General features: G+C 64.4%; 22 protein-coding genes and 2 tRNA genes. 10 read left to right on the top strand and 14 right to left on the bottom strand.

What is annotated here, in order from left to right; genetic code table 11:
• Positions 1 to 28: 28 nt before the first annotated feature.
• The 3 genes from ACQ4WZ_RS13485 (at position 29) to aqpZ (ending at position 1,807) form a co-directional block, all read left to right on the top strand.
• Positions 29 to 487 carry an Ivy family c-type lysozyme inhibitor gene (locus tag ACQ4WZ_RS13485; protein WP_166674827.1) on the top strand — a complete coding sequence of 153 codons (459 nt, stop codon included), beginning with the start codon at positions 29 to 31 and terminating at the stop codon, positions 485 to 487.
• A complete protein-coding gene (locus ACQ4WZ_RS13480; RefSeq protein ID WP_436573653.1) occupies positions 487 to 897 on the top strand; it encodes a GNAT family N-acetyltransferase in 411 nt (136 codons plus the stop codon). Before ACQ4WZ_RS13485 ends, ACQ4WZ_RS13480 begins: the two co-directional genes overlap by 1 nt.
• A 220-nt stretch (positions 898 to 1,117) precedes the next feature.
• Positions 1,118 to 1,807 (top strand): aquaporin Z, encoded by a 690-nt coding sequence (aqpZ, locus tag ACQ4WZ_RS13475; protein WP_101480520.1) that lies wholly within the window; start codon positions 1,118 to 1,120, stop codon positions 1,805 to 1,807.
• 30 nt (positions 1,808 to 1,837) lie between these two features.
• Here the strand turns inward: aqpZ and ACQ4WZ_RS13470 are convergent, their stop codons facing one another.
• A complete protein-coding gene (locus ACQ4WZ_RS13470; protein WP_101480521.1) occupies positions 1,838 to 2,665 on the bottom strand; it encodes an AraC family transcriptional regulator in 828 nt (275 codons plus the stop codon).
• Positions 2,666 to 2,842: 177 nt separating this feature from the next.
• Here ACQ4WZ_RS13470 and ACQ4WZ_RS13465 point away from each other — a divergent pair, with 177 nt between their 5' ends.
• The 4 genes from ACQ4WZ_RS13465 to ACQ4WZ_RS13450 all read left to right on the top strand — a co-directional run bounded on the left by ACQ4WZ_RS13465 (position 2,843) and on the right by ACQ4WZ_RS13450 (position 6,830).
• Complete coding sequence (locus ACQ4WZ_RS13465) at positions 2,843 to 4,045, top strand: MFS transporter (RefSeq protein WP_101484449.1); 1,203 nt, start codon at positions 2,843 to 2,845, stop codon at positions 4,043 to 4,045.
• 238 nt (positions 4,046 to 4,283) lie between these two features.
• Positions 4,284 to 5,660: a cysteine--tRNA ligase gene (cysS, locus tag ACQ4WZ_RS13460; protein WP_436573652.1), complete on the top strand. Its 1,377-nt coding sequence runs from the start codon at positions 4,284 to 4,286 to the stop codon at positions 5,658 to 5,660.
• A 56-nt stretch (positions 5,661 to 5,716) separates the two neighbouring features.
• On the top strand, positions 5,717 to 6,286 hold the full coding sequence (locus ACQ4WZ_RS13455; RefSeq protein WP_436573651.1) for a hypothetical protein: 570 nt from the start codon (positions 5,717 to 5,719) through the stop codon (positions 6,284 to 6,286).
• Positions 6,279 to 6,830, top strand: coding sequence for a hypothetical protein (locus ACQ4WZ_RS13450; protein WP_436573650.1), 552 nt, complete (start codon positions 6,279 to 6,281; stop codon positions 6,828 to 6,830). The genes ACQ4WZ_RS13455 and ACQ4WZ_RS13450 overlap by 8 nt, the downstream gene beginning before the upstream one ends.
• Here ACQ4WZ_RS13450 and dbpA read toward each other — a convergent pair.
• From dbpA to ACQ4WZ_RS13420, 6 genes are all read right to left on the bottom strand, one after another.
• Complete coding sequence (gene dbpA / locus ACQ4WZ_RS13445; RefSeq protein ID WP_133992586.1) at positions 6,817 to 8,244, bottom strand: ATP-dependent RNA helicase DbpA; 1,428 nt, start codon at positions 8,242 to 8,244, stop codon at positions 6,817 to 6,819. The genes ACQ4WZ_RS13450 and dbpA overlap by 14 nt on opposite strands.
• Positions 8,245 to 8,348: 104 nt before the next feature.
• Entirely contained in the window at positions 8,349 to 8,585 is a 237-nt protein-coding gene (locus ACQ4WZ_RS13440) for a hypothetical protein (protein WP_101480526.1), read from the bottom strand.
• A gap of 234 nt (positions 8,586 to 8,819) precedes the next feature.
• On the bottom strand, positions 8,820 to 10,484 hold the full coding sequence (locus ACQ4WZ_RS13435) for an acid phosphatase (protein WP_133992584.1): 1,665 nt from the start codon (positions 10,482 to 10,484) through the stop codon (positions 8,820 to 8,822).
• 116 nt (positions 10,485 to 10,600) lie between these two features.
• Positions 10,601 to 13,057, bottom strand: coding sequence for a TonB-dependent siderophore receptor (locus ACQ4WZ_RS13430; protein ID WP_436573649.1), 2,457 nt, complete (start codon positions 13,055 to 13,057; stop codon positions 10,601 to 10,603).
• A 140-nt stretch (positions 13,058 to 13,197) separates the two neighbouring features.
• Positions 13,198 to 14,214: a FecR domain-containing protein gene (locus ACQ4WZ_RS13425; RefSeq protein WP_436573648.1), complete on the bottom strand. Its 1,017-nt coding sequence runs from the start codon at positions 14,212 to 14,214 to the stop codon at positions 13,198 to 13,200.
• 1 nt (position 14,215) lies between these two features.
• Positions 14,216 to 14,734, bottom strand: a complete 519-nt coding sequence (locus ACQ4WZ_RS13420) for a sigma-70 family RNA polymerase sigma factor (RefSeq protein ID WP_436573647.1) — start codon at positions 14,732 to 14,734, stop codon at positions 14,216 to 14,218.
• 320 nt (positions 14,735 to 15,054) lie between these two features.
• Between ACQ4WZ_RS13420 and ACQ4WZ_RS13415 the strand changes: the two genes are divergently transcribed.
• On the top strand, positions 15,055 to 15,609 hold the full coding sequence (locus tag ACQ4WZ_RS13415) for a hypothetical protein (RefSeq protein WP_436573646.1): 555 nt from the start codon (positions 15,055 to 15,057) through the stop codon (positions 15,607 to 15,609).
• A gap of 66 nt (positions 15,610 to 15,675) precedes the next feature.
• On the opposite strand, the gene ACQ4WZ_RS13410 is transcribed toward ACQ4WZ_RS13415, so the two are convergent.
• Both ACQ4WZ_RS13410 and ACQ4WZ_RS13405 read right to left on the bottom strand, forming a co-directional pair.
• Positions 15,676 to 15,752 (bottom strand) — tRNA-Met (locus ACQ4WZ_RS13410).
• A gap of 111 nt (positions 15,753 to 15,863) precedes the next feature.
• Positions 15,864 to 16,715, bottom strand: a complete 852-nt coding sequence (locus ACQ4WZ_RS13405; RefSeq protein WP_101480532.1) for a LysR family transcriptional regulator — start codon at positions 16,713 to 16,715, stop codon at positions 15,864 to 15,866.
• A gap of 110 nt (positions 16,716 to 16,825) precedes the next feature.
• Here ACQ4WZ_RS13405 and ACQ4WZ_RS13400 point away from each other — a divergent pair, with 110 nt between their 5' ends.
• Positions 16,826 to 17,218: a tautomerase family protein gene (locus ACQ4WZ_RS13400; protein WP_133992576.1), complete on the top strand. Its 393-nt coding sequence runs from the start codon at positions 16,826 to 16,828 to the stop codon at positions 17,216 to 17,218.
• 60 nt (positions 17,219 to 17,278) lie between these two features.
• Here ACQ4WZ_RS13400 and ACQ4WZ_RS13395 read toward each other — a convergent pair.
• The 4 genes from ACQ4WZ_RS13395 to ACQ4WZ_RS13380 form a co-directional block, all read right to left on the bottom strand.
• Positions 17,279 to 17,355: transfer RNA gene (locus ACQ4WZ_RS13395), tRNA-Met, on the bottom strand.
• 56 nt (positions 17,356 to 17,411) lie between these two features.
• A complete protein-coding gene (locus ACQ4WZ_RS13390) occupies positions 17,412 to 18,590 on the bottom strand; it encodes a methyltransferase (protein WP_166674826.1) in 1,179 nt (392 codons plus the stop codon).
• Positions 18,591 to 18,648: 58 nt separating this feature from the next.
• Entirely contained in the window at positions 18,649 to 19,503 is an 855-nt protein-coding gene (locus ACQ4WZ_RS13385) for a hypothetical protein (RefSeq protein ID WP_436573645.1), read from the bottom strand.
• Between the two features lie 60 nt (positions 19,504 to 19,563).
• Positions 19,564 to 19,773, bottom strand: a complete 210-nt coding sequence (locus tag ACQ4WZ_RS13380; protein WP_034755039.1) for a hypothetical protein — start codon at positions 19,771 to 19,773, stop codon at positions 19,564 to 19,566.
• 178 nt (positions 19,774 to 19,951) lie between these two features.
• Between ACQ4WZ_RS13380 and ACQ4WZ_RS13375 the strand changes: the two genes are divergently transcribed.
• Positions 19,952 to 20,119, top strand: a complete 168-nt coding sequence (locus tag ACQ4WZ_RS13375; protein ID WP_166674825.1) for a hypothetical protein — start codon at positions 19,952 to 19,954, stop codon at positions 20,117 to 20,119.
• Positions 20,120 to 20,135: 16 nt separating this feature from the next.
• Here ACQ4WZ_RS13375 and ACQ4WZ_RS13370 read toward each other — a convergent pair whose 3' ends face one another.
• On the bottom strand, positions 20,136 to 23,903 hold the full coding sequence (locus ACQ4WZ_RS13370; RefSeq protein WP_436573644.1) for an AAA family ATPase: 3,768 nt from the start codon (positions 23,901 to 23,903) through the stop codon (positions 20,136 to 20,138).
• Positions 23,904 to 23,909 lie beyond the last annotated feature (6 nt).

The raw sequence follows: 23,909 nt of genomic DNA, 5'->3' as shown, positions 1-23,909 counted from the left end.
GCATTACACGATGCTTTTAGGAGATGTCATGTCCGCACGTATGCTGTTCCCCTTGTTTCTGGGCGCCGCCGTAGCGCTGGCCGCCATGCCGGCACAAGCGCGAACGCCCAAGCTGTCGCTCGTTGAGCAAGCGCAAAGCTGCGACGGTGGCCACACCTGTCCGTATTTCCCCGACGTCTACAAGGCGGACTACGCCTTTCGCAAGGCCTTCAATGTGGGCTTGAAAAAAGCCGGCCTGAAGCGACAGCGCTGGGTGCCGGACGGCGTGGCCAGTCCGCTCAAGCCTGTCGAGATCGATGGCAAGGCACGCCTGCTGAGCAGTGTTTGCGAACCGCACAATTGCGGCCACCACTACACCATCCTGTACGATCCCGTCGAGCGCAGCATGACTGGCGTGTATATGGGCAGCGATGCCAAGGGCGGCTTGCGCACCGTGTACTTCGGCGAGCCCAGCATCGCCGAAGCTGACTTGTTGTTCAAGAACTGATGCACGCGCCACTGCGCATTTCCAGCGAGCGCGACGAACTTGACATCCCCATGATCCACCGCTACCTGAGCGAACAGTCGTATTGGAAGCGCGGCGTGGCGATTGAAACGGTGGGCAAGGGGATCGCCAACGCCCTGTGTTTTGGCGGCTATGTCGATGGCCAGCAAGTGGCTTTCGCCAGGGTAATCACCGACTACACGGATTTTGCCTATCTGCGCGATGTGTTTGTGCTGCCCGCTTTTCAGGGGCGGGGATATGGCAAGCAGATGGTGGCCGCCGTGCTCGGCGATGCACGCCTGCGCGATGTCGCCTGGATGCTGGGGACCGATGATGCGCATGGTCTGTATGCGGGCTTTGGTTTTGCGCCACTGGAGGCACCGCAACAATACATGCGCCGCCCCGCGCCGTAGAAATTATCAAAAAAACCTTTTATTGGCAAGAAAACTATTAGCATTATTGTACTGAATAATGTTGCATTGATAATGACGTCATGTCATTATTCGCGCTCTGCAGCGTGCAGTGCGTTGCTGGTGCTGTGCTTTGTCGTCGCCTTCGGGCGCGGGCAATGTTGGTGAGCGGTCCGATTGGTCGTCCCTGGCACGTTTTCTCGTTACTTTAAAGGAATACATCATGAAACAATATGGAGCCGAGTTCCTCGGCACGTTCTGGCTGGTGCTGGGCGGTTGCGGCAGCGCCGTACTTGCCGCTGGCTTTCCCGGTCTGGGCATCGGTTTTGCCGGCGTGGCGCTGGCGTTTGGTCTGACGGTGCTGACCATGGCCTACGCCATCGGCCACATCTCGGGTTGCCATTTGAATCCAGCCGTGTCGATCGGTCTGTGGGCCGGTGGCCGCTTTCCCGCCAATCAATTGTTGCCATACATTATCGCCCAAGTGCTGGGCGCCATCGTGGCCGGCGGCGTGCTGTACGTGATCGCCAGCGGGCAGGCCGGCTTCGATGTCAGCAAGGGCTTTGCCTCGAATGGTTATGGGGCCCATTCGCCGGGCGGCTATTCGATGCTGTCGGCGCTGGTGATTGAAATCGTGCTGACGATGTTCTTCCTGATCGTCATCCTGGGTGCCACCGACAAGCGGGCGCCGGCCGGCTTTGCCCCACTGCCTATCGGCTTGGCGCTGACCCTGATTCACCTGATCAGTATCCCCGTGACGAATACCTCCGTCAACCCGGCCCGCAGCACGGGCGTGGCCTTGTACGTGGGCGACTGGGCCACCAGCCAGCTGTGGCTGTTCTGGCTCGCTCCCATCATCGGTGCCTTGCTGGGCGCGCTGGCTTACCGCTTGATCGCCGGCGAGAAGAAGTAGCCGACAATGCCGACAGCGTAGCTTGTCGACTTACGCGGCGCGCCACTCGCTGAGGTAGTGCTGCGGAGTGCGGCCCAGGATGCGGCGGAACATGGCGCTGAAGGCGCTGGGGCTGGCATAGCCCAGCGCATAGGCGATGGCCGCCACGCCTTCGCCCCGGTCCAGGCGGCAAAATGCCTCGGCCAGATGGACTTGCTGCAGCCATTGGCGGTAGTGCAAGCCCGTTTCCTTGGGGAATAGACGGATCAGGGTGCGCGCACTGGCGCCCGCATCCTGCGCCCAGTCTTCGATGCTGCGCCGGCTGCCCGGCGCGCTCATGATGGCCGAGCAGACGGCCACCAGGCGGCGGTCGCGGGGCCACGGTATGGCGATGGGCACGGTATCGGCCGCCGTCAGTTCCGACAGGATCAGGTGCGCGAGCCAGTCGCCGCGCCCCGCCAGCGCATATTCGATCGGTTCGGCCAGCAAGGCCAGGATCAGCTCGCGCAGCAGCCGGCTTACTTCCAGCACCTTGCAATCGGCGCCGTACGGGGCCGCCACCTGCGCATCGATGTACACGGTGCGCATGCTCAGTTCACTCAAGATATGGACTTCATGCACGACGCCCACGGGGATCAGCAGGGCGCGCCGGGGCGGCAGGATCCATACGCCGTGCTCGGTGGAGACGCGCATCACGCCTTCCGTTGCATACAGCAGTTGCGCCCGCACATGGCTGTGCGGCGCCGTATAGTCGCCCACTGCATATTGCCTGGACATGGCCGTCACTGGCCGCGGTACGTGCTGGTAATCGTGCGAGCTGGTGCTGCGGCTGAAGGGCACGCCGTCGGGGTGGGTCTGGGCGGGTTGCTGGGTGTACATGTGGGCCGTTGGATTCTCACTTAATTGTCACTCAGTTGTCACTTAAGCGACGATTATTGGAAGTTATCAGTTCGATGACCATACTATACTGGCTTCTTTGCCGGGCCGCCCGTCGTGCCCGATCATTGCGGAAGACACATGCACACAACACCACCTGCCCCAGCATTGGCCAAGTCCATGCCGGCGGCCCCCTCGCTTCATCGTTCCGAACAACAATCCGGTCTGGCCATGCACATCCTGGGCGCCGTTGCCTTCGTGCATTTGCTCAATGACTTGATCCAGGCCTTGTTGCCGTCGATTTACCCGATGCTGAAAGCCGAGTTTTCACTCAGTTTTACCCAGGTCGGCCTTATAACCCTGACGTTCCAGTGCACGGCATCGTTGCTGCAGCCCTGGATCGGCTTGTACACGGACCGCCGTCCGCTGCCATTCCTGTTGCCCATCGGCATGTGCTTTACCCTGGCCGGCGTGCTGATGCTGTCCATCGTCTCGACTTTCCCGACCCTGTTGCTCGCCTCGGGCCTGATCGGTGTCGGCTCGTCGACCTTCCACCCGGAAGCGTCGCGCGTGGCGCGCATGGCCTCGGGCGGGCGCTACGGCTTTGCCCAGTCGCTGTTCCAGGTAGGCGGCAATGTGGGCTCCGCCCTGGGGCCGCTGCTGGCGGCGGCCGTCATCGTGAACCGTGGCCACGGCAATATCGCCTGGTTCGGCCTGCTGGCAGTGCTGGCCATCGGCGTGCTGTACAAGGTCAGCCATTGGTACAGCGGCCACCTGGCCAGCTTCAAGCCGAAGGCGGGCGGGCATGGGCCGAACTTGTCGCGCAACAAGGTGATGGGCGCGCTGGGCGTGCTGGCCCTGCTGGTGTTCTCGAAGTACATCTACATGGCCAGCCTGTCGAGCTATTACACCTTCTACCTGATCGACAAATTCCACCTGTCGCTAGGCGATGCCCAGCTATACCTGTTCCTCTTCCTCGCGGCCGTGGCGGCCGGCACCTTCATGGGCGGTCCCATCGGCGACCGGATCGGCCGCAAGCGCGTGATCTGGATTTCCATCCTGGGCGCGGCGCCGTTTACCCTGCTGCTGCCGTATGTCGACCTGTTCTGGACGGCCGTATTGACGGTCATCATCGGTTTCGTGATTTCGTCCGCGTTTTCCGCCATCGTTGTTTTCGCACAAGAATTGGTGCCGGGCAAGGTGGGCATGATCGCGGGGATATTCTTTGGCCTGATGTTCGGCGTGTCCGGCATTGCCGCCGCCGCCATGGGCCACCTGGCCGACGTGTCGGGCATCGCTTATGTGTATAAAATCTGCTCCTACCTGCCGCTGCTGGGCATATTGACGGTGCTGCTGCCGCATATCGAGCAGGCGAAAAAATAGGCCAATGTCGCGGGCGGGCTTGACGGCCCGCCCGCGCGCATGCGATATTTGTTCTATGATCATCTTCATCCTCCCTCCAGTTCTTGCATACCGCGCCGCTGCTGCGCTGTGTCCGTGTACCTGGCTTCGTGAGGATGCGGCCCGGCGCCGTTAAACTTTTTACTCCTCATTCCGATGGCCACAGTGTTGAAAAACCTGTGGCCATTTTCTTTTTCCGCGCCACTCTGGAAGGACACGCATGACACTCCATCTGTACGACACGTATAGCCGCAGCCTGCGCCCGTTTGAACCCATCGCTCCGGGCCAGGCGGGCCTGTACGCCTGCGGTCCCACCGTCTACGATTACGCGCACATCGGCAACTTGCGCACCTATCTGTTCGTCGACGGCTTGCGCCGCGCGCTCGCGTTCAACGGCTTGCAGGTCCGCCACGTGATGAATATCACGGACGTGGGTCATTTGACGTCGGATGCGGACAGTGGCGACGACAAGGTCGAAGCGCGCAGCGCTCGCAGCGGCAAGTCCGCCTGGGACATCGCCTCTGAATTTACCCGCGCATTCGAGGGCGATCTGCGCCAGTTGAATATCCTGCCGCCTACCGTCTGGTGCCGCGCCACGGACCACATCGCGGAACAGATCGCGTTCATCGCCGACCTGGAAGCGAAGGGCTATACCTACCGCACCGCCGACGGCATTTACTTCGACACGACGCGCCAGGACGATTATGGCAAGCTGGCGCGCCTGAAGCGCGATGGCCTGCAGGCGGGCAAGCGGGTGGAGCTGGGAGAGAAGCGCGATATCTGCGACTTCGCGCTGTGGAAGTTCAGTGGCGTGCCGGGACAGCGCCAGATGGAGTGGGACAGCCCCTGGGGCCTGGGTTTCCCGGGCTGGCACATCGAATGCTCGGCCATGGCCGAAAAGCACCTGGGCGCGTATTTCGACATCCATTGCGGCGGCGAAGACCATGTGGCCGTCCACCACAGCAACGAAATCGCGCAGACGCAGGCGCGCCACGGCACGCGCCTGGCCAACTACTGGCTGCACGGCGCTTTCCTCAAGACGCAGGAGGCGAAGATGTCGAAATCGTCGGGTGACTTCCTGCGCCTGCAAAGCCTGGTGGAGCAGGGAGTCGATCCGCTCGCCTACCGCTACCTGTGCCTGGGCGCCCATTACCGCAGCAGCCTCAATTTCACGGACGACGCCCTGCGTGCTGCCGCCAGCGGCCTGGCGCGCCTGCGCGTGGCCGTGCATGGCCTGGGTGATGCGGGCGGTGAAGCCGACCCCGCGTGGCTGGCGCGTTTTACGATCTGCATCAACGATGACTTGAATTATCCGCGCGCGCTGGCCGTGGCCTGGGAACTGCTGAAAAGTGATGTACCCGATAGCGCCAAAAAAGCGACCTTGCTGCGCTTCGACGAGGCGTTGGGTCTGGACTTGCTGCGCTGGCAGCCGGCGCAGGTGGACGTGCCGCAGCCGGTGCAGGCGTGGATGGCAGAAAGGGCGCTCGCCCGCGCTCAGCGCCTGTGGGCCGAGGCTGACCGCTTGCGCGCACTGGCGCGTGCGGCCGGCTACGACATCGAGGATACGCCGCAGGGCCAGCAGGCGCGCGCCTTGTGAGTGCCTTATGCGTGCCGGCGGGGCATAATGTCCGCCTGATGAACGCGGGAGATGCCGTGAAGCGTAGCGTGCTGTTATTGAGTTCTTGTTTTGCCTTCTCGTCCGCCCAGGCGGCCAGTGAATGTCCCGGCTTTCCCGCCCTGGCTACGTCGGGCGAGGCGCTGCTGGCGCAGCTGCGCGCGCAGCCGCCCGTCGGCATTGACCGTGAGCTGCAGGCGTGCGCGCCGGCGACCGTCATCGATTTCGCCTACAGCGGCGGGACCTTGTGCCGCTTTGGCGGCGAGGTCGATGCCGCGACAGCCGCCGTCACGCGCCTGGCGGAGGGCGATGAACTGGTCGAGTACTTGTATCTGTTCCCGTATGCGCCCGCCTCGCACGCGCGCTTGCTGGCGCTGCTGGCCGCGCATTTCAGCCAGGTCGACAAGGCGGCTTATCCACCCTTCCTGCAGGCCGCCAGGGCGGGCAAGGAAACCACGGCCCTGTTTGCGCATGGCGGCTACTATATCTCGCTGGGCAAGCCCACCGATGGCGATTCCGCCGCATGGTATTCGAATGTGATCTTTGAAAAAATGGACAAGCCCGCGCTGGGCGTGCGCAAAGTCTGCCAGGATGCTGCCGATGACTGAAGCCGACGCCTTTCCGGCGGCATTGTCCGGCACCTTGGCGGGGCTGTTGCCCGCGCTGTCCACAGGCCAGCTTCACGCGCCGTCGGCACCGTTTGACGTGCATCAGGATGGCAGGCTGCTGCGCATTCCCGTGCGCACCTATTACCAGCGCGAGCAGCTGCTGGCCTGTACGCAGCTGGCAGGCGACGCGGGCGTGCTCGCCCTGTGCCTGGGCACGCGCCACCATGACGGCCATTTGCGGGAAGCCTGTTTGCGACAGTTGCTGCTGCAGGAGCGGGCGTGGATGGCGCCGTTCGTCGTGCACCTGTGCGGCGAATATGTGCTGGAGATTGTCGAGGCAATTGAGGTGGCGCTGCCAGCCTGGAATGCGGAAGCGCTGGCGCGCTATCTGCGGGAGAATCCCGCGTATGTGGCGACGCTGGAGAGGCGCGCCGTCAGCTACTGGAACTGCTACTATCGTTGGCAATATCCCGTGTGGAAAGCGTATCCGGGAAGCAGGGCCATGGCGGCCCTGCGTGCCTTGCAGGCGCTTACGCTTCGATAAAGCGCATCTTGAAGCTGCGGCCCTTGATGTTGCCAAAGTCGCGGCCCAGCGTATTGCCCGCGTTCAGGCGCTTGAAGGCCGCTTCGGCCACTTTGCGGTCCAGCGCCACGTAGGTCATGAACTCGAATACGTTGATCTTGCCCACTTGCTCCTTGGTCAGGCCAGCGTCGCCCGTCAGTGCGCCCAGCAAGTCGCCCGGGCGCAGCTTGTCCTTCTTGCCGCCCATGATGCACAGGGTGACCATGGGCGCCGGCAGCGCCTCGATCCCGTCATCTTCAGCCAGTTCCTTCAGGTCGTGCCATTCGGCGGCGCTGTTCTGGTACTGCTCGATCAGCTTGACCCATTTTTTCTCGTTTGGCGCGCACAGTGACAGGGCCAGGCCCTTTTTGCTGCCGCGGCCCGTGCGGCCGATGCGGTGGATGTGCACTTCCGTGTCTTTCGAGACGTCGACGTTGATCACGGCGCCCAGGTCGGAAATATCGAGGCCGCGCGCGGCAACGTCGGTGGCCACCAGCACGGAGCAGCTGCGGTTGGCGAACAGCACCAGGATTTCATCGCGCTCGCGCTGTTCCAGCTCGCCGTACAGGGCCAGCGCGGAAAAGCCTTGCTGGCGCAGTTCTTCGGCCAGTTCGCGGCAATGGACCTTGGTGTTGCAGAAGGCCAGGGTCGATTCCGGCTTGAAGTGTTTCAACAGCTTGCCAACGGCGCTATTGCGTTCGTCGAAGCCGATTTCATAGAAGCGCTGCTCGATCTTGTCGTTGTCGTGCTGTGCCTCGACCGTCACTTCCAGCGGATTGACGAGGAACGATGCCGTGGCGCGGCGAATGTCTTCCGGATACGTGGCCGAGAACAGCAGGGTCTGGCGGCGTGCCGGGCAGGCGCTGACGATGCCGGCGATTTCCTCGTAAAAGCCCATGTCCGTCATGCGGTCCGCTTCATCGAGCACCAGGGTCTGTACGTGGTTCAGGTTGATGGTGCCGCGACCCAGGTGGTCGCGCATGCGGCCCGGCGTGCCGACGACGATGTGGGCGCCATGTTCCAGCGAGGCGATTTGCGGGCGCATCGGTGCGCCGCCCGTCAGGGTCAGGATCTTGATGTTGCCGGCCGCGCGGGCCAGACGGCGCAGCTCATTGGCCACCTGGTCTGCCAGTTCGCGCGTGGGGCACAGCACCAGGCCCTGCACGGCAAACCAGGCTGGATTGAGCTTGTGCAGGATGCCGATACCGAAGGCAGCGGTCTTGCCGCTGCCCGTTTTCGCCTGGGCGATCAAGTCGCGGCCATCGAGCACCGCCGGCAGGCTTTGCGCCTGGATGGTGGTCATCTCGTGGTAGCCGAGCGAGTCCAGATTGGCCAAAAAGGCGGGCGTCAGCGGCAGGCTGGAAAAAGAATTGGTGTTGGCGGTGGTCGTGTTCATAGGGGCGGAGCCGGTAAAAAGCGGGTGGATGGGCACAGTCTACAGGCTTACGCCCTTGTGCGGTGGTGTGGAAGCCGGCGGCAAACGGCCGCCCGCATGGGGTGTTAATTATCGGGTGCCCAGATGGGCAAACCGGTCAGATCGAGTCCGGCGTCGCGTGTCCACACGGGCAAGCCAGTGGCGTCCGTCGGCTCCAGCAATTCGAGCTGTACCTGCTTCAGCGCCACCTTGCGCACGCGCGTGCGGCGCTGCGGTTCCGGCGCCGGCTCTGGCGCCTCGTGCGCTGGCAGCGGGCCGAAGCCGGGCAGGTCGATGGTGGCGTTGTCTTTTTTATCTCTCATTTCTGAACCTCTGGTCCCTGGCCGCGAAAAATGGCGCCGGGGAGCGGGCAAAAAAGCTGTCCGCTGTGTGAATACTCTGTGCGTCTCGTCCACAAAACAAAAGCCCGGCTACTGGAGTCGGGCTCATTGTTGGAACAACCGTCAGGAATACCTGCCCTGCGGATTTAAGTGCGGCACGCAGTGTATCACAGGCGTGCCGCACTGTGGGAGGCGCCGCGATGTACCGATGCTTTATCAGCGGAAGCTCAGGGCGCCCGTCAAGTCGCCCGGCGGCAGCGCGCCACGGGCCGCGAAGGCATCGTTGCGCACTTTCAGGCCTTCGAGCAGCGGCAAATCATGCAGGCGCGTGATCAGTCGCAGGATCGAGGTCGTGTCATAGAAACTGTGGTCGACGGCGCCTTTCTTCGCGTAGGGCGAGACGACGATGGCGGGAATGCGCGTGCCCGGACCCCAGCGGTCGCCCTTCGGCGGCGCCACGTGATCCCACCAGCCGCCGTTTTCATCGAACGTGATCACCACGATCATGTCTTTCCACTGCGGCGATTCCTTCAGATGCTGGATGACGTTGGCCACGTGCTGGTCGCCCGATTCGATATCTGAATAACCGGCGTGCAGGTTCAGATTGCCCTGCGGCTTGTAGAAGGTCACGGCGGGCAGCTTGCCTGCCACGGCGGCGGCCAGGAATTTGTTCGAGATCGGGCTGTCGCCAGTGCCGCCGTCGCGCAGGTGCTCGGCGCGCGCCGCCGTGCCAGGCGCGAACTGCTTGAAGTAGTTCAGCGGCTGGTGGTGGAACTGGAAATTCGGCTTGCTGCCGCCGCCCTTCTGGTCGAGCGCTGCTTGCCAGCCGCCGCCATACCATGCCCAGCTGACGCCCTTGCGCGACAGCAGGTCGCCGATGGTGTCATAGGTTTGCGGCGGCAAGGTGTTCGCGTCAGCCGGGTCGGCATGCAGCGGATCGCCGTCAAAGGCGGGGCGGACGTAACTCGGTTGATATGGCGGCGCCATGGTGTTGACGGCATAGCCGTCCGGCGTGAGGGCGCCGTCGTTCACGTACTTCGGCTTGCCATCGAGCGCCGAGGCGGGGCACTCGGGGGAGATCGCCAGGCGCACGCCTTGCGGGCCGTCGGACAGCACGGCGATTTTTTTCTTCGCTGCCGTCTCGGCAGCATTGAAATATTCGTTGGCGCGGCCCGTCACCAGGAACTGGTGGTTCATGTAAGAGCCGCCGAAGGCCGCCATGAAGAAGTTGTCGCACAGCGTGTACTGCTCGGCGATCTGCCACAGGTTCAGGTTTTTCGACGTTTCGCCGTAATGGCCCATCACCAGGCCGCCGCTGTCGGCCCACGCGGCAAAGCCGTCGTTCTTGCCGCCGTTGATCTGCATCTGGTTGTTATAGAAGCGGTGCACCAGGTCGCGCGTGATGATGCTCTCGGGCAGGGGCTTGCCGGCCGCGTCGCTCAATTTGTAGGGAGCGTTGGGCAGGCCGGAAATCTGGTCTTCCTTGATCAGGTAATCGATGCCGCCGATATTTTGCTGGTTCGGCACCAGGCCGCCCCAGATTTTCGGCAGGGTGGCCAGCGGCTTGCCGTCGCGGTCCAGCTGCCGCGCCTGTTCGGCCGTGACGGCGGACAAGGGCGCGCTGGTGCCGGGGAAGTTGGCGAACAGGTTGTTGAAACTGCGGTTTTCCAGGTAGATCACGACCACGTTCTTGACGTGGGCCTTGAGTTTCGCGTCGAGCGAACCCTTGGCGATGGTCTTTTTGGCTGGCGCGGCGTCGGCCAGCGCCGGCAGGCTGGCGGCCAGGCCGACTGCGGAAGCGGCCTGAAAAATGCGCCGGCGCGAGGGATTGGCGGGTTGGTCGGCCGGATCGGCTGGCAGGGCGGGGGCGAGGTCCTTCACACATTCTCCTTGGGTGTCTCTGTGGGCACGAGTACCGGTGGCGCGGGCCATCGACACTCGTGAAGCGGGAAAATTGTATCACCGGCCCTGCGCCGGCGTGAACTATTCAGCCAGCCCTAGAACTGATAACGCACCTTCAGTGCCACCTTGCGCGCCGGACCATACATGCCCGAGTACCACCAGTCCGACACGGAAGCCGTGTACTGCTTGTCGAACAGGTTGGCCACGTTGACGGTGGCCGACAGCTTGTCGTTGACGTCGTAGCGCGCCATCAGGCTGGCCACCGAATACGCCTTTTGCTCCCAGTGCAGGGTGCGGTCGATCTGCCAAGCGTCGACCTCCGAATACACGCGGCTTTGCCAGTTCATGCCGCCGCCAAGCGTCAGGCGATTCAGCTCGCCAGGCAGCCGATAAGTGGTCCACAGCTTCACCAGGTGGCGCGGGAAGGTGGTCAGGATCGCTTTGCCGGCATTGTTTTCCGTCTGGCTGTAAGACCACGAGGCCGAGATGTTCCAGCTTGGGGTCAGGGCGCCCGTCGCTTCCAGGTCCACGCCCTGGGTCTTGGCGCCCTTGATGGTGCGGTTGGCGGGATTGTTTGTACCAGGAACGGTGTAGCCCGGGTCCGATTCGGCCAGGTTGCTCTGGCGGATCTGGTACAGCGCGGCAGCCGTGTTCAGGCGGCCATCGAGCCAGCCGCTCTTGATGCCCGCTTCAAAGGTCTTGCCTTCGCGTGGGGCCAGCAGCTTGCCGTAGCGGTCTTGCTGGGCTTGCGGCTGGTAGATGGTGGAATAACTGGCGTAGGCGCTGTGCGTGCCGTCGATGTCAAATACCAGGCCGCCATACGGCGTGACGACGCGGCTCTCCGAGGCTGGGGACGCGCTGTAGAAGGGCACGGAAGGCGCATCCGAGATGTAATTCTCGCTGTAGCGCAGCACCTTGGCGCCGGCGATCAGTTTCAGGCGCTCGGAGAGATTGAGGCGCGTGGCGGCATACGCGCTGGCCTGGCGGCGCGTGCTGTCGTAGGTGACAAAGGTGTCGCCAAACACGGGCGTTGCCATGCGATTCCAGCGGTACAGGTTGGCGGGCGTGGTCTGGATACGCTTGTCGAAGCGGCCATCCGTCGTGCTTTGAAATTCGCTGTAGTCCATGCCCAGCACCAGTTCGTGCTGGCGGCCGAACGCGCTGAAGGGGCCGCGCACATTGATGTCCACGCTGTTGACCTGGAGCTGGTAATCGCGGTAATCGGCGCTCAAGCGCAGGCCATCGCCCGTGGCCTGATCGGGGAAGCCATCGCTCACGTTCAGGTAGACGGCGCGCTCTTCCTGCGACGACTGCACGCGGTCGGCCGAGATTTTCAGCTTCCAGTCGCTGGCCAGTGCGTGTTCCACTGTGACGAAGAGGTCGGTCGAATTGGTGCCGAAGCGATTCGACGTGGCCGCCGGACTGAAGGAGCGGGGCAGGTCCGTCATGGCGCCATTGCTGTAGAACAGGGGAAAGCCCAGGTAGGACAGGGATCCATTCGAGCGCTTGCGCTGGTGCGTGACGCCGGCTGTCAGTTTCGTGTCGGCGGACAGGTCCGCCTCGACCACGCCGTAGACCACTTTCTTGTCGCGGCTGTAGCCGTCGATGATGCTGTCGCCTTCCTCGTACACCGTCACCAGGCGGCCGCGCACCGTGCGCGCTTCGTTGAGCGGGCCGGCAATGTCGGCCAGGACGCGCCGCTCATTGTAGGAGGCCAGCTCGCCCTCGACGGAGGCCTGAAACTGTGGCGTCGGCTTTTTACGCACCATGTTGATGGCACCCGAGGCATCGCCCGCGCCCGTCATCAGGCCCGAGGCGCCGCGCAGCACTTCGATGCGGTCATATAGCGCCATGTCGGCCAGGCTTTGCGACGGTATCGCGTTGAGGCCCAGGTTTTCCGAATGCGTGCTGACGCCATCGAGCTGGTAATTGGTGATCGAATAGCCGCGCGAAGTAAAGCCCGTGCGCTCGCTGCCCAGCGAGAAGAGGGTGATGCCCGGCGTTTGCGCCATTACTTGCGCGATGGTGCTCAAGCCCTGGTCCTGCATGCGCTGCTGCGTGATGACGCTGACCGACTGCGGCGTTTCCCGGATCGACAGGCCCAGCGGCGTGGCCGTGGCGATGGGCAGGGTGGAAACATACGCGCCCGACCCTTCCGTCGCATCCTGCTGCGCTTTCACCGACACTTCCGGCATCATGGACAGCGCCTCGCCGCCCGCAGCGATATCGGCCGGGCGCAGTACATAGCTGCCGTTGGCGCTGCGCTCGGCCTTCAGGCCCGTGCCGCGCAGCACGCCGTTCAGGGCGGCCAGCACCTCGTGGCGGCCCGTGAGGCCAGAAGACGTCTTGCCGCGCGTCTGTTCCGGCGTGAAGCTGAGGATGACCCTGGACTGGCTGGCAACCTGGCGCAGCGCCGCTGCGAGGTCGCCGGCAGGCACCTGGAAGTCCTGGCTGGCCGCTGGCGCTGCCGCGCTTTCCTGCGCCAGGGCTGGCGCCAGGGCGTTCAGCAGCAGGGCCGAACCGATGAAGACGAGTTGGATGGCATGCGCCATGCGTTTGATGTGCGGCCGTGACCGGGACCTGGAAGACATAACTGGAGACATGGTTACCTTGTGGTGTAGTCGTCAAAAAGAACGTTGCCTACACAGGTCACGCGAGAATCGCAAACGGGTAAGGTTTTTATGCGGTGGACTCAAAATAAATGCTTGGCGTGCCGGCGCGCTTCCACCTGCACCCAGTAGCGCGTGCGCAGGCGCACGTCGACGGGCAGGGACTCGGGCAGCGACAGCAGCACGGCGTCCAGGTTGGCCAGCGGGAAGACCCCGGAAATGCGCAGCGCGGCGACGTCATCGTCACAGCCCAGCAAGCCGTGGCGGTAGCGGCTCAGCTCATTGAGGAAGTCGCGCAGCGGCATGGCGTCGGCCAGCAGCAAGCCATGGCGCCAGGCCCAGATGTCGGGCGAGACGGCATGCGTGGGCAAGAGCTGTTGCGCCGTCATGCCGCCGCCCTGGCCCGCCTGAATCACCAGCTTGGCATCGCCATGGCGCGGCGTCAGCCGCACGGCGCCTTCCTCGACGGCGACCAGGGTGTTGCCGTCCGCCTGGCGTACCGAGTAGCGCGTGCCCAGCGCCTGCGCCTGGCCTTGCGCGGTGTCGACGATGAAGGGGCGGTAGGGCCGGCCCGTGTCGCGGGCGGTGGCGATGAACACTTCGCCCCGCACCAGTTGCAGCAGCCGTTGCGTGCCGCTGAAGCGGATGTTCACGGCACTGCCGCCATTCAGGTGCAAACGGCTGCCGTCGGGCAGGGTCAGCTCGCGGCGCTCGTTGATGCCCGTGGCAATGTCGGCCAGTGCGGCACGGGCCATGTCGGGTGCGTAGGGCGAGCGCGCGCCGAACCAGCCCGTGATGCCGATGGTCGATATCCACGCCAGCAGTTGCAGGCTGTTGCGGCGCGAGACGGGTGCCGCAGGACGCCGTGCCAGGGCCGTGCGGCACGCTTGCGCATCGAGTTCCCGCAAGCCGCCGCTGGCGCTTTCGATGTGTTTCCACGCCCGCTCATGGTCGGGGTGCGCCTGGCGCCACTGGTGCCAGGCCGTTTTTTCCGCCGGCGTGGTGGCGCCACTCATCAGGGTGGCCAGCCATTCGGCTGCCTGCATGGCGATGGCCAGGTCGATGGGCTGGCCCTGTGCGTAGACGGTGGCGCCGCGCATGTCAGTGGCTGGCAAAATCGGGTACGGCAAAAAAGCACAGCAAATTGGCCTTGCTCAGGTATTTTTTGACGGAGTGCGTGGTGGTGCCCAGTTCGGCGGCGATCTCGGCGTAGCTCATGCCGTCCAGGTGGGCCAGCAGGAAGGCAGCCTTGGCCTTGGCGGAGAGCTGATCCAGCGCGCGGTCGATCAGTTGCAGTGATTCGAGCAGGAGGGACATCGCTTCCGGTGAGGGTGCGCAGGCTTGCGGCTGCTGCTGCAGCGCGTCGAGGTAGGCCCGTTCGAGTTCTTCGCGCCGGCAGTGATTGGCCAGCAGGCGCTTGGCGATGGTGGCCAGGAAAGGCCGCGGCTGCACGATGCCGGCACTGCTGCGCGCAACGAAGATTTTGACGAAGGTATCTTGCGCCAGATCGCCGGCCAGCCCCGCATCGTGCAGGCGGCGCTTCAGCCGGTGCAGCAGCCAGGAGTGGTGCTCGGCATACAGGGCCTGGAAATCGGGCGGAGGTGAGGTGGTGGACAGCATGCGTACAGGACGCCTTAATCTAAATGAGAATTGTTCTCATAATAACCTGGCAGTGCGCGCCAGGCAATCAGGAAAACGCGGCGTTGTTGAAATGCGACTGCGCGCCCGGGCCGCGCACGGTGGTGGATTTGCGCTGCTGCACGGTAGATGTAAAAGTTTCCTTGGCGCAAGCTTTCATGTGAGAAAATGCGGGCTGTCGATGTGGTGCGGAGCGAAAAATGATGTGGATGGTTGGCGGTGCCCTGATTCTTTTGGTCGCCAGATTTTTATGGTTGGCCTTTTTTCATCGGGTCAACGCGATGTCACGCCAGGCGGAGCTGATGAACTGGCTCGACATCGGCCGGGTGTCGAATGCTGATGGCGGCAAGGATATTTTGTTGGCGAGAAATGAGCGCGGCGCCCGGATCGACTGGCGCACGGGCGAGGTCTGGTTGATGAATCCCAAGGTGGAGGAGCCGTTTGCCGATTTTCTCGCCGTCGAACGCTGGCTTACCCTGCGCGACATGCCGAAGGCGGACAGGCCTGCGCCAGCCACCCCGGCGGAACCGGAGCCGGCGCCTGAACCCGGACCCGCGCGCGATACCTTGCCGGTCTTCCAGCAAAAGGTCGACGAATGCCTGGCCAAGGCGGAAGGCGGCCAGGAATTGCTGGAAACGAAGCAGGCGTTCGAGGCGGGCAGCGAGCCTTATCTCGAGGCGTCGACGGAATTGAGCAAGACCGCGCTTGAGCTCGACGTGTCGCCAGCGATGGTGGCCACGTTTCATATCAGCGCCTTTGCCGCGCTGGCTGAAACGGCGGGCGCCGACAAGCTGGAACGGGTGGCGGCCAGCCTGCATGCTGCAGCCAGGCAGATCAGGGCCAGCGTCGCAGCCTGAGCACGGGCCAGGCCTGGAATGAAAAAGCCGCTGATACCCTTGCGGGTATCAGCGGCTTTCATGTATTGGTTGCGGGGACAGGATTTGAACCTGTGACCTTCGGGTTATGAGCCCGACGAGCTGCCAGACTGCTCCACCCCGCAGGCGAATTATAGCGGGGTTTGCTGCAATGCGCAATGGCCAGGGTAATTGCGCAGGATAGGGCGCAAGGCGGCGGCACGGCAACGCCATTGTGGCGCAGGCATCATCGTGATTTATGCCGCCGTCGAGCGGATGGCGGCGGCCAGGCGGCGCAGTGAGTCCCGCGTCTGTGGATCGGCGGCATTGGAATACAGCAGCACGTCCAGCGTGGGCAGGGCCGGTAGTCCGAACGTTGGCCCCGCGTCCATCGTTCCTGCGGGCGCCACCCGGCACCCCAGCGCCGCAATGGCGAAACCTGCCGTAATGGCGGCGCCGATGGTGGTGATGCCGCCGCCGACGAAAACCTCGGTCCAAGCGATGCCGTGCTCCTTGAGCGCGGCGAGTGCAATGCTTCTTACCCGGCAAGACTCGGATTGCGCCGCGAGACGCAAGGGCTCGTCCGGGTGGTATGCGAAGCCGGGGGCGGCCATCCAGCCGAAGCGTTCTTCGAGTATCACGTCGCCACCTTTGCGCAGATGGTCATGCCCCAGCACGATGGCGGCATCAAGCGTGCCGCGATCAAAGCAGCCGAGCACTTCGTGCGATGAGGCGATGCGTACTTCCAGCACCAGATCCGGCTCGGCGTCGTGCATGTGTTTCAGCAAGAGTGGCAGTTCCGCGCCGACGATGTGGTGGCTGATGCCGATCACCAGTCGCCGCTTGCTGGCGCTGAACGCGGCAAGTGCGCCTTGATGGGCCGCTACCAGCTTGCGCGCTGCGACCATGAACTGGTGTCCATCCGCAGACAGGCCCACCAGGCGCGGCGTACGGTCCAGCAAATGCCGGCCGAGCATCTTTTCCAGTCGCTTGATCTTCAGGCTGACGGCCGACTGGGTGGTGTCGAGCGCCTCGGCCGCGCGCGTGAAGCTTTTCAGTTCCGCTGCCAGAACGAAGGCTTGCACGGCCTCGATATCGAGCGTCTTCATGGGCAATCATTTAAAAAGCGAATCATTGAAATATGGTGCCATGTGTTTTCATTATGGTCAATAGCGCCTATCGTTAGCTATCTCAATCAACCATCAGGAAGGAGTCACTCATGCCGATGACACGCGTATCTCTGCGGCGGGGCAAGCCCGCCACCTATCGCCAGGCCATACTGGATGGCTTGTATCTGGCCATGCGCGAAACGTTTGACGTGCCGGACGATGACCGCTTCATGACGATCAGCGAACACGACGAAGACGATTTCAACTACGGCAAGTCGTATCTTGGCATCGCGCGCAGCGACGATCTCGTCATGATCCAGATCACGATCAGCAAGACCCGGACGATAGCGCAGAAAAAGGCGCTCTATGGCCGGATCGCCGAGCGCCTGTCCAGCAGTCCCGGTCTGCGTCCCGAAGACATTTTTATCAACCTCGTCGAAGTAGCGCCCGAAAACTGGTCGTTCGGCCATGGCGTCGCTCATTACGCGCCGCGCGACGCCTAAGCATTACAGGCATGAAAAAGCCGCTGATCCCTTTGCAAGAATCAGCGGCTTTCATGTATCTGGTTGCGGGGACAGGATTTGAACCTGTGACCTTCGGGTTATGAGCCCGACGAGCTGCCAGACTGCTCCACCCCGCAGGCGAATTATAGCGGGGTTTGCTGCAATGCGCAATGGCCTTGCAGCAGATCTGTTATCAGGCAGCTGCCAGGCGCCACAGCGACGTGATTTCCTTCGAGCGGGCCGCGTGCAGGCTGTCCGTGGCGTCCTGCGCGCGCGGGTGCGTGGGTTTCACGTCCAGGCGGTCGAGCACTTTCAAACCCGCTTGCGCTATCCACTCGAGCAATTGTGCGCGGGGGCGCAGGCCCAGGTGCTCGGCCAGGTCCGATAAGATCAGCCAGCCTTCGCCAGCCGGCTCCAGATGATCGGCCAGGCCGGCGAGGAAACCGCGCAGCATGCGGCTGTCCGGATCGTAGACGGCGTATTCGATGGGCGAGCTTGGACGGGCCGGCAGCCATGGCGGATTGCACACGACCAGCGGCGCGCGTCCAGCAGGGAACAGGTCGGCCTGTACCACGTCGACCTTGCCTTGCAAATCGAGGCGGGCCAGGTTTTCGCGCGCGCAGGACAGGGCGCGCGGGTCCTGGTCGGTGGCGACGATGTGGTCGATGCCGCGCTGCGCCAGCACGGCGGCCAGCACGCCCGTGCCCGTGCCGATGTCGAAGGCCAGTCTGGCGCGCGGGGGCAGGGGCGCGTCGGCCACCAGACCCACGTATTCGCCGCGGATGGGCGCGAACACGCCGTAATGGGGGTGGATGCGCTGGCCCAGGGCCGGCAGTTCCACGCCCGTGCGGCGCCATTCGTGCGCGCCGATCAGGCCCAGCAGCTCGCGCAGCGAGGCGACGAAGGTCTCGTCGCCGCGGCCATATGCCTCATTGCATGCCAGTTTCACGTCCGGCGCGCGGCGCAGCGGAATCGTGTAGTCGGCGTCAAAAGGCAGCAGCAGCATGGCCAGGGTGCGGGCGCGTTGCGATTGGGCCTGGCGGTGCAGATGGAAGGCTTCCGTGGCGGACGGTTCCGGTTTTGCCAGCTTGGCGGCCTTGGCCTTCTTGCTGGGTTTGTCGTTTTTGTGGTCGGCGCGCCGCGCCAGCGCCTGCAGCAGCTGGCGCGCGTTCTGGAAGTCGCCGCGCCACAGCATGGCCGTGCCTTCGCAGGCCAGACGGTAGGCCTGGTCGGCCGTCGTGCGGTCATCCGCGATGACGACGCGCTTGGGTGGCGGCATGCCGCTTTCCGAGCGCCAGCGGGCCGAATGCTCGGCGCCGTTTTCGCTCCAGTGGATCTGCGGATGAACGGTAGGTGAAGAGGTGTCGGACATGGGATTCAATCGATAGAAGGGGGCGCGCGGCATGGTCGCCTGCGCAGGCCGTCTTCCATTATACGTCGCTGGACGTACTGTCAGCGGTGTCCGTGCCATAGGCGAGTGCCAGCGCACGGGCGCGCGCCTGGTCTTCGGGCGCCGTTGCCACGGCTTTTTTTGCGGTCTCGGCGGCATTGTCTGGCTGCACCAGCTTGAGCAAGCGCAAGCTCAGGCTGCCCGCCAGGTCGCCATCCTTGCCGCTGGCGCTGGCGCCGTCGGACGCGCTCTGATGGAGATTGCTTTGCAATTGTTGGCCCAGCAGCTTGAACAGATCGTGCAGATTGCCGGCGAAGGAAGTTGCGGGCAACTCTTTGGCGGGCAGGGCGGCGTCATCGGATGGCGGAACTTCCTGTGCATCATCTTGCGTTTGCGCAAATGCACCTGCGCTGATGTTCGATTGATACTGCACTTCCAGTTCGAAGTCGAACGTCTGGCCATCGGCCGTGGTGATCTTGCCCTTGCCGATAAAATGGGCATTTTCATCGAGGCTGAAGGCGGCGGCGCGACTGCTGCTGCCGGCGCCCGAGACGCTGGCATTGCCGCTGCTGAAGCTGGAACCGGCTTGCAGGTCGACTGAATCGAAGGCGATCGTGGCGCCGTCGCCGAACAGCTGGCGTGTCATGTTGGTCAGAAAATCCTGCGCCACGTCGACGGTGGCGTTGCCCAGCGCATCGGTCCGTTGCGAGAGTCCCCTGGCCGACAGGTCCAGGCCATTCTTCGACAGGGCCACCACGTCTTGCGCCGTGCGCTGCATCAGGGGTGAAGCGCCCAGGCTAGCCACACCGGTGCCCGCCTTTTGCGGCGCTTGCCCGGCCAGGGTATTGGCAGCAGGCTGGCGCGAGCCGGAAACGAGGGCGGGAAGCTGGGACATGGTCGGTTCAAATGGGGAGGATATGCGAATTAACGGCAGTATCTCCCCATTCTTTAACCATTAGTGGTGGTGCGACCAGCTACCGTCTGCCGACTCCAGGTAAGACTTGACGGCATCGGCCTGGCCCGTGGCGTGGCGCTTGAGTTCGCCGCATGCGCAAATGCCCTGATACGGCTGGATATGCGAGCAGGCAGAGACTTTTTGCAGGTAGACCTGCATGGATTTGTGACATTTTACGCACTTGAAGGTGAGGCTGCGGGCGGCTTTCATGGGTTTCCTTGAACTGTTGCGGGGCGTAGGCGGTGCCTGCGCGAAGGCGGCGATTTTAACGCACTCCGGCCACCGTTACACGTTGTTGCATCTGCGCCACGCGCACGTCAACTGAATCCGCGCCATGACGTTGAACGTATACAGGAGGTCAGCTGACCGCCATTGAAGAGGTAGCACCATGGAAAAGCATGACAAGGAAAAGCCAGTACAGCCCGCCAAGGAGCTGGTCAGGAAGTGGTTGAAAGCGGAGTTGGAACAGCGCCGGCCCCCGCCCGACCCCGAGCAAATCCGCCGCGAACTGGGCTGGGATTTGCTCAGGCTGGAACGGGAACCCCTGCTTCGCTGACGTCCTTGCCACTCCGCTAGCGCACCGTCACCACGCTCTTGCCGCCGGACCCCGGCTGCACAAGGATGCGGGTGGCGATGCGCTCCGTCATTTCCTGCACGTGCGAGATGACGCCCACCTTGCGCCCCATCGCCTGCAAGCCGTCGAGCGCATCCATGGCCACGCGCAGGGTTTCCGTATCGAGGCTGCCAAAGCCCTCGTCGATGAACAGCGATTCCACGCGCACGCGGTTCGAGGATAGCGAAGCCAGGCCCAGCGCCAGGGCCAGCGAGACGAGGAACGATTCGCCGCCCGACAGCGAGTGCACGGAGCGCAGTTCGCCGCCCATGTCCTGGTCGCGCACCATCAGGCCCAGCGACGGATTGTTCGGATTGTCGATGCGTTCCAGCTGATAGCGACGCGCCAGGTGATTCAGGTGTGCGTTGGCATAGCCGAGCAGCACTTCCAGTGTGAATTGCTGCGCATAGTTGCGAAATTTCTTGCCGTCGGCCGAGCCGATCAATTCATTCAGGCTGGCCCAGCGCCGCTCGATGGCCGCCTGCGCCTCGATCTGCGCCAGCATCGATTGCGCGCTGTGGCGCCGCGCATCGTCCTGCGCGATGGCCAGGCGCAGGCGCGTCGCTTCCTGATTGGCTGCCTTGCGTTCCGCGCCAAGCGCGTCGAGCGCGGCCTGCAGCGCCGCCACGTCCGTTTCCAGTGCTTCCGGTGGCCGCTCCAGGTGGGCCGCCAGTTGCTGCCGGCGCTCCGCCAGCACGGAGAGCGCCGCCGTATGGCGGTCGGCGATCACTTGCAGGGCGTCCCTTTCCGCGCGCATGGCTTCCGGCGCGATGGCCAGATGCGCACGCAAGGCTGCCATGTCGGCTGGCGCATGGGCCGGATGGGCAAGCTGGAACCGGTGCAGCCAGTCCTCCAGCGCTGCCGCGGCATCGCTGTCTTGCTGGCGCAAGGTATCGAGGCGCAGTGCCGCTTGCGTGCATGCTTCGTCCAGCCGCGCGCGCGCCTGGCTGGCCGCTTGCGCCGCCGCTTGCTGCTGCGCCAGATGGTCTTTTGCGCGCGCGACGGCGCCTGCCAGCGCACCTTCCACCTCGGCCACGGCCTGGCCATTCCACAGCGCCGCGCGCTGCGCTTGCAGCGCTTTCAGCTGCGCGTCCAGGGCGGCGTATGCCGCATGCGCCTCCAGTGCCAGCTGCTGCGTCGTGCGCGCGGCAGCATTGGCCGCGTCCAGTTGCGCGGCCAGGGTCGCCAGCGCGTGGAGACGGCTATCCTGGTCCGCCTGCTGCTTCAGCCATTGCCGGCTTTCCGTGTCGCGCGCCGCGCGGAAGGCGGCGGGGCCGGCGCGCCAGCCATCTTTCCAGCCTTCGGCGCCTTCCACGTCGTCAAACGCGGCATCGAGCTGCGCCAACAAGCCGTCAAGCATGCTGCGCGACGTCTCCGCCTTGTCATGGCTGGCCGCCAGCTGCGCCTGCAACTGCGCCAGCCGTGTTTGCGTTTCGGCGACGGCGGCCGTCAGGCGCCCGTGTTCCGCGCCTGCCAGTTCGTGCGCCGCCTGCGCTTGCTCACGCCGCGCGCTGGCCTGGCGCAGCGCCGTCTCCTGCTGCGCCAGCGCCTGCAAGCCGGCCGCATTGGCCGCCAGTTGCTGCGTGAACCAGTCCGCGCGCTGGTCTTCGGGCGGCAATTGCAGGGTAGCGGCATGCGGCAGCCACTGCGCCTCCAGGGCGGCGATGGCGGACGGCAGGGCCGCCAGTTCGGGCGCTATTTGCGCCTGTTCGCGCGCATAGCCGGCCAGCGCCGCCTTGTGCGTGGCCAGCTGCTCCAGATTGCCGCGCGCCTGCGCGCGGCAGGCCAGCACGTCATCCTGCAAGCTGGACAGCATTGCCTTCAAGGCGTGGTTGCTATGGTCGGCGTGAGTGTACGGGTGCTCCAGCGCGCCGCAGACGGGGCAGGGCTGTTCATCCTGCAAGGTCGCACGCAGCTGTTCGACGCTGGCCGCGCATGCCGCTTCCGCGCCTTTCAAGGACTTTTCCGCCTGCGCCAGGCGCGCTTCCAGCAATGCCGTTTGTGCCGCTGCCGCCGCCAGCGCCGTGTGTTCCGTTTGCGTGGCTTGCGCCAGTTGTGCGGCCCTCGCTTGCCCGTGCGCCAGCGCCTGCTGCTGGCGCGCCAGCTCCATCCACGTCTTTTCCGCCGCATTCAACTGGTGCGCATGGTCTTCCAGCTGGCCGCGCTGTTCCTGCAGCAGCTGCCCGTCGATGGCCTGCACGGCGGACAGCGCCTCGCGCCGCTGCGCGTCGTGCGCGGCGAGCGTGGCGGCGGCGGCCGTCAACGCCGCTTGTGCTTCGTGGCCCGCGTTGCCTGCCGCGCGCACCAGCTGCGCCGCTTCGGCAACCTTGGCATCGGCCGCATCGGCTTGCGCGGCGGCCTGGCCGGCCTGGGCGAACAGCTGGTCCGACAATTGCCACGACGTGGCCAGCGCTTGCCACTGCTGGTGCGACGCCAGCCACAGGCGGCCCGTTTCCTGCTCCGCCTGCATGGCGTGCTGGCGCTGCTGCAGATCGTGCAGCGCGCTGCGCGCGCTCTCGTTGGCCTGGTCGGCGGCCAGGGCGCCATCTTGCGCCTGGCGGTGCGCCGGCAAGTGGGCTGCAATGCCGGCATCGAGCGCCTTGGCGGCATCGAGCAGGGGCGCCGCATCGCGTTGCGCCCCTTCCCTGGCAAGCAAGGCCGCTGCAGCCAGCTGCAAGGCTTGCGCCAGTTGCGCTTCGCTGGCCACGGCGTGCGCCGCCTGTACGCGCGACGCTTCCAGTGCCGCGCCGGTGCTGGCGATCTCGCTGGCGAGGCGCGCCACGTCGTCGATGAGGGGCCGCGCCGGCTGTAGCAATTCCCACTGCGCCAGCGCTCTGCGGCGCTCTTCTGCGGCGGCCCGTTCGGCATCGGCGCTGCCCAGCGCTTCTTGCGCGGCGCTTACCTGGGCGTGCAGCTTGTGCGTCTCCTGGTGCCAGCGCTGCTGCAGTTCCAGCACCGCCTTGCGCAGGTCGAGGTGTTGCAGGGTGCTTTCGGCCGCGCCGCACAGCGCCTCGGCGTCGGTGCGCTCTTGCGGCGACAAGGGCCGCTGGTCGGCCAGTTTTTCGCCCAGGCGTTCGAGGACCTGCTTTTCCTTCTTCGCCCGCTCGAAGGCGCGCACGGAAATATCGGTATAGATGCTGCTGCCCGTCAGGGTTTCCAGCAATTCTCCCCGTTCATTGTCTTCTGTCTTGAGGAAGGTGGAAAACTCGTTCTGCGCCAGCAGCACGGCGCGGGTGAACTGGTCGAACGTCAGACCGATGCGTTTCTCGATCTCGTCCTTCACTTCCGTCTTGGTGCCGCCGATGGGCTGCAGCGCTGGCAGCTGGTGCAAGCTCATGGCGGTCGCCTGCAGCGCCCCTTCGGCCCGGGTGCGCGAGCGGCGCACGCTCCAGCGCGCGCGGTAGTGAGCGCCGTCGTTGCCGACGAAATCGACTTGCGCGTAACCGTCCGGCGTACCGCGGCGCAGCAGGGTGCGCGTATCCTGGGCGTTGACGGTTTCCTTGCCCACGTCAGGCAGGGCGCTGCCCCTGCCCAGTACCTTCAACAGGCGCGGCGTAGCGTCGTACAGCGCCAGGCATAGCGCGTCGAGCAGGGTGCTCTTGCCCGCGCCCGTGGGGCCGCTGATGGCAAACAGGCCGGCGGACGCCAGCGGCTCCTGCTGGAAGTCGACTTCAAATTCGCCGGCCAGCGAAGCCAGGTTCTTACCGCTGATTTTCAGGATTTTCATGGTTCT

Origin of the sequence: Janthinobacterium darwini (assembly GCF_051380905.1) — a bacterium.
Lineage (GTDB): Bacteria > Pseudomonadota > Gammaproteobacteria > Burkholderiales > Burkholderiaceae_D > Janthinobacterium.
This window is presented reverse-complemented; position numbering and strand designations above follow the sequence as displayed.

What these genes read in the sequence shown, in the direction of transcription:
- dbpA (WP_133992586.1), bottom strand. Translation starts at nt 8,244, where the DNA reads ATGAACACGACCACCGCCAACACCAATTCTTTTTCCAGCCTGCCGCTG.
- ACQ4WZ_RS13470 (WP_101480521.1), bottom strand. Translation starts at nt 2,665, where the DNA reads ATGTACACCCAGCAACCCGCCCAGACCCACCCCGACGGCGTGCCCTTC.
- ACQ4WZ_RS13450 (WP_436573650.1), top strand. Translation starts at nt 6,279, where the DNA reads ATGACTGAAGCCGACGCCTTTCCGGCGGCATTGTCCGGCACCTTGGCG.
- ACQ4WZ_RS13385 (WP_436573645.1), bottom strand. Translation starts at nt 19,503, where the DNA reads ATGTCCCAGCTTCCCGCCCTCGTTTCCGGCTCGCGCCAGCCTGCTGCC.
- ACQ4WZ_RS13405 (WP_101480532.1), bottom strand. Translation starts at nt 16,715, where the DNA reads ATGAAGACGCTCGATATCGAGGCCGTGCAAGCCTTCGTTCTGGCAGCG.
- ACQ4WZ_RS13390 (WP_166674826.1), bottom strand. Translation starts at nt 18,590, where the DNA reads ATGTCCGACACCTCTTCACCTACCGTTCATCCGCAGATCCACTGGAGC.
- ACQ4WZ_RS13375 (WP_166674825.1), top strand. Translation starts at nt 19,952, where the DNA reads ATGGAAAAGCATGACAAGGAAAAGCCAGTACAGCCCGCCAAGGAGCTG.
- ACQ4WZ_RS13480 (WP_436573653.1), top strand. Translation starts at nt 487, where the DNA reads ATGCACGCGCCACTGCGCATTTCCAGCGAGCGCGACGAACTTGACATC.
- ACQ4WZ_RS13440 (WP_101480526.1), bottom strand. Translation starts at nt 8,585, where the DNA reads ATGAGAGATAAAAAAGACAACGCCACCATCGACCTGCCCGGCTTCGGC.
- cysS (WP_436573652.1), top strand. Translation starts at nt 4,284, where the DNA reads ATGACACTCCATCTGTACGACACGTATAGCCGCAGCCTGCGCCCGTTT.
- ACQ4WZ_RS13400 (WP_133992576.1), top strand. Translation starts at nt 16,826, where the DNA reads ATGCCGATGACACGCGTATCTCTGCGGCGGGGCAAGCCCGCCACCTAT.
- ACQ4WZ_RS13380 (WP_034755039.1), bottom strand. Translation starts at nt 19,773, where the DNA reads ATGAAAGCCGCCCGCAGCCTCACCTTCAAGTGCGTAAAATGTCACAAA.
- ACQ4WZ_RS13465 (WP_101484449.1), top strand. Translation starts at nt 2,843, where the DNA reads ATGCCGGCGGCCCCCTCGCTTCATCGTTCCGAACAACAATCCGGTCTG.
- ACQ4WZ_RS13485 (WP_166674827.1), top strand. Translation starts at nt 29, where the DNA reads ATGTCCGCACGTATGCTGTTCCCCTTGTTTCTGGGCGCCGCCGTAGCG.
- ACQ4WZ_RS13370 (WP_436573644.1), bottom strand. Translation starts at nt 23,903, where the DNA reads ATGAAAATCCTGAAAATCAGCGGTAAGAACCTGGCTTCGCTGGCCGGC.
- ACQ4WZ_RS13415 (WP_436573646.1), top strand. Translation starts at nt 15,055, where the DNA reads ATGAACTGGCTCGACATCGGCCGGGTGTCGAATGCTGATGGCGGCAAG.
- ACQ4WZ_RS13420 (WP_436573647.1), bottom strand. Translation starts at nt 14,734, where the DNA reads ATGCTGTCCACCACCTCACCTCCGCCCGATTTCCAGGCCCTGTATGCC.
- ACQ4WZ_RS13425 (WP_436573648.1), bottom strand. Translation starts at nt 14,214, where the DNA reads ATGCGCGGCGCCACCGTCTACGCACAGGGCCAGCCCATCGACCTGGCC.
- aqpZ (WP_101480520.1), top strand. Translation starts at nt 1,118, where the DNA reads ATGAAACAATATGGAGCCGAGTTCCTCGGCACGTTCTGGCTGGTGCTG.
- ACQ4WZ_RS13430 (WP_436573649.1), bottom strand. Translation starts at nt 13,057, where the DNA reads ATGGCGCATGCCATCCAACTCGTCTTCATCGGTTCGGCCCTGCTGCTG.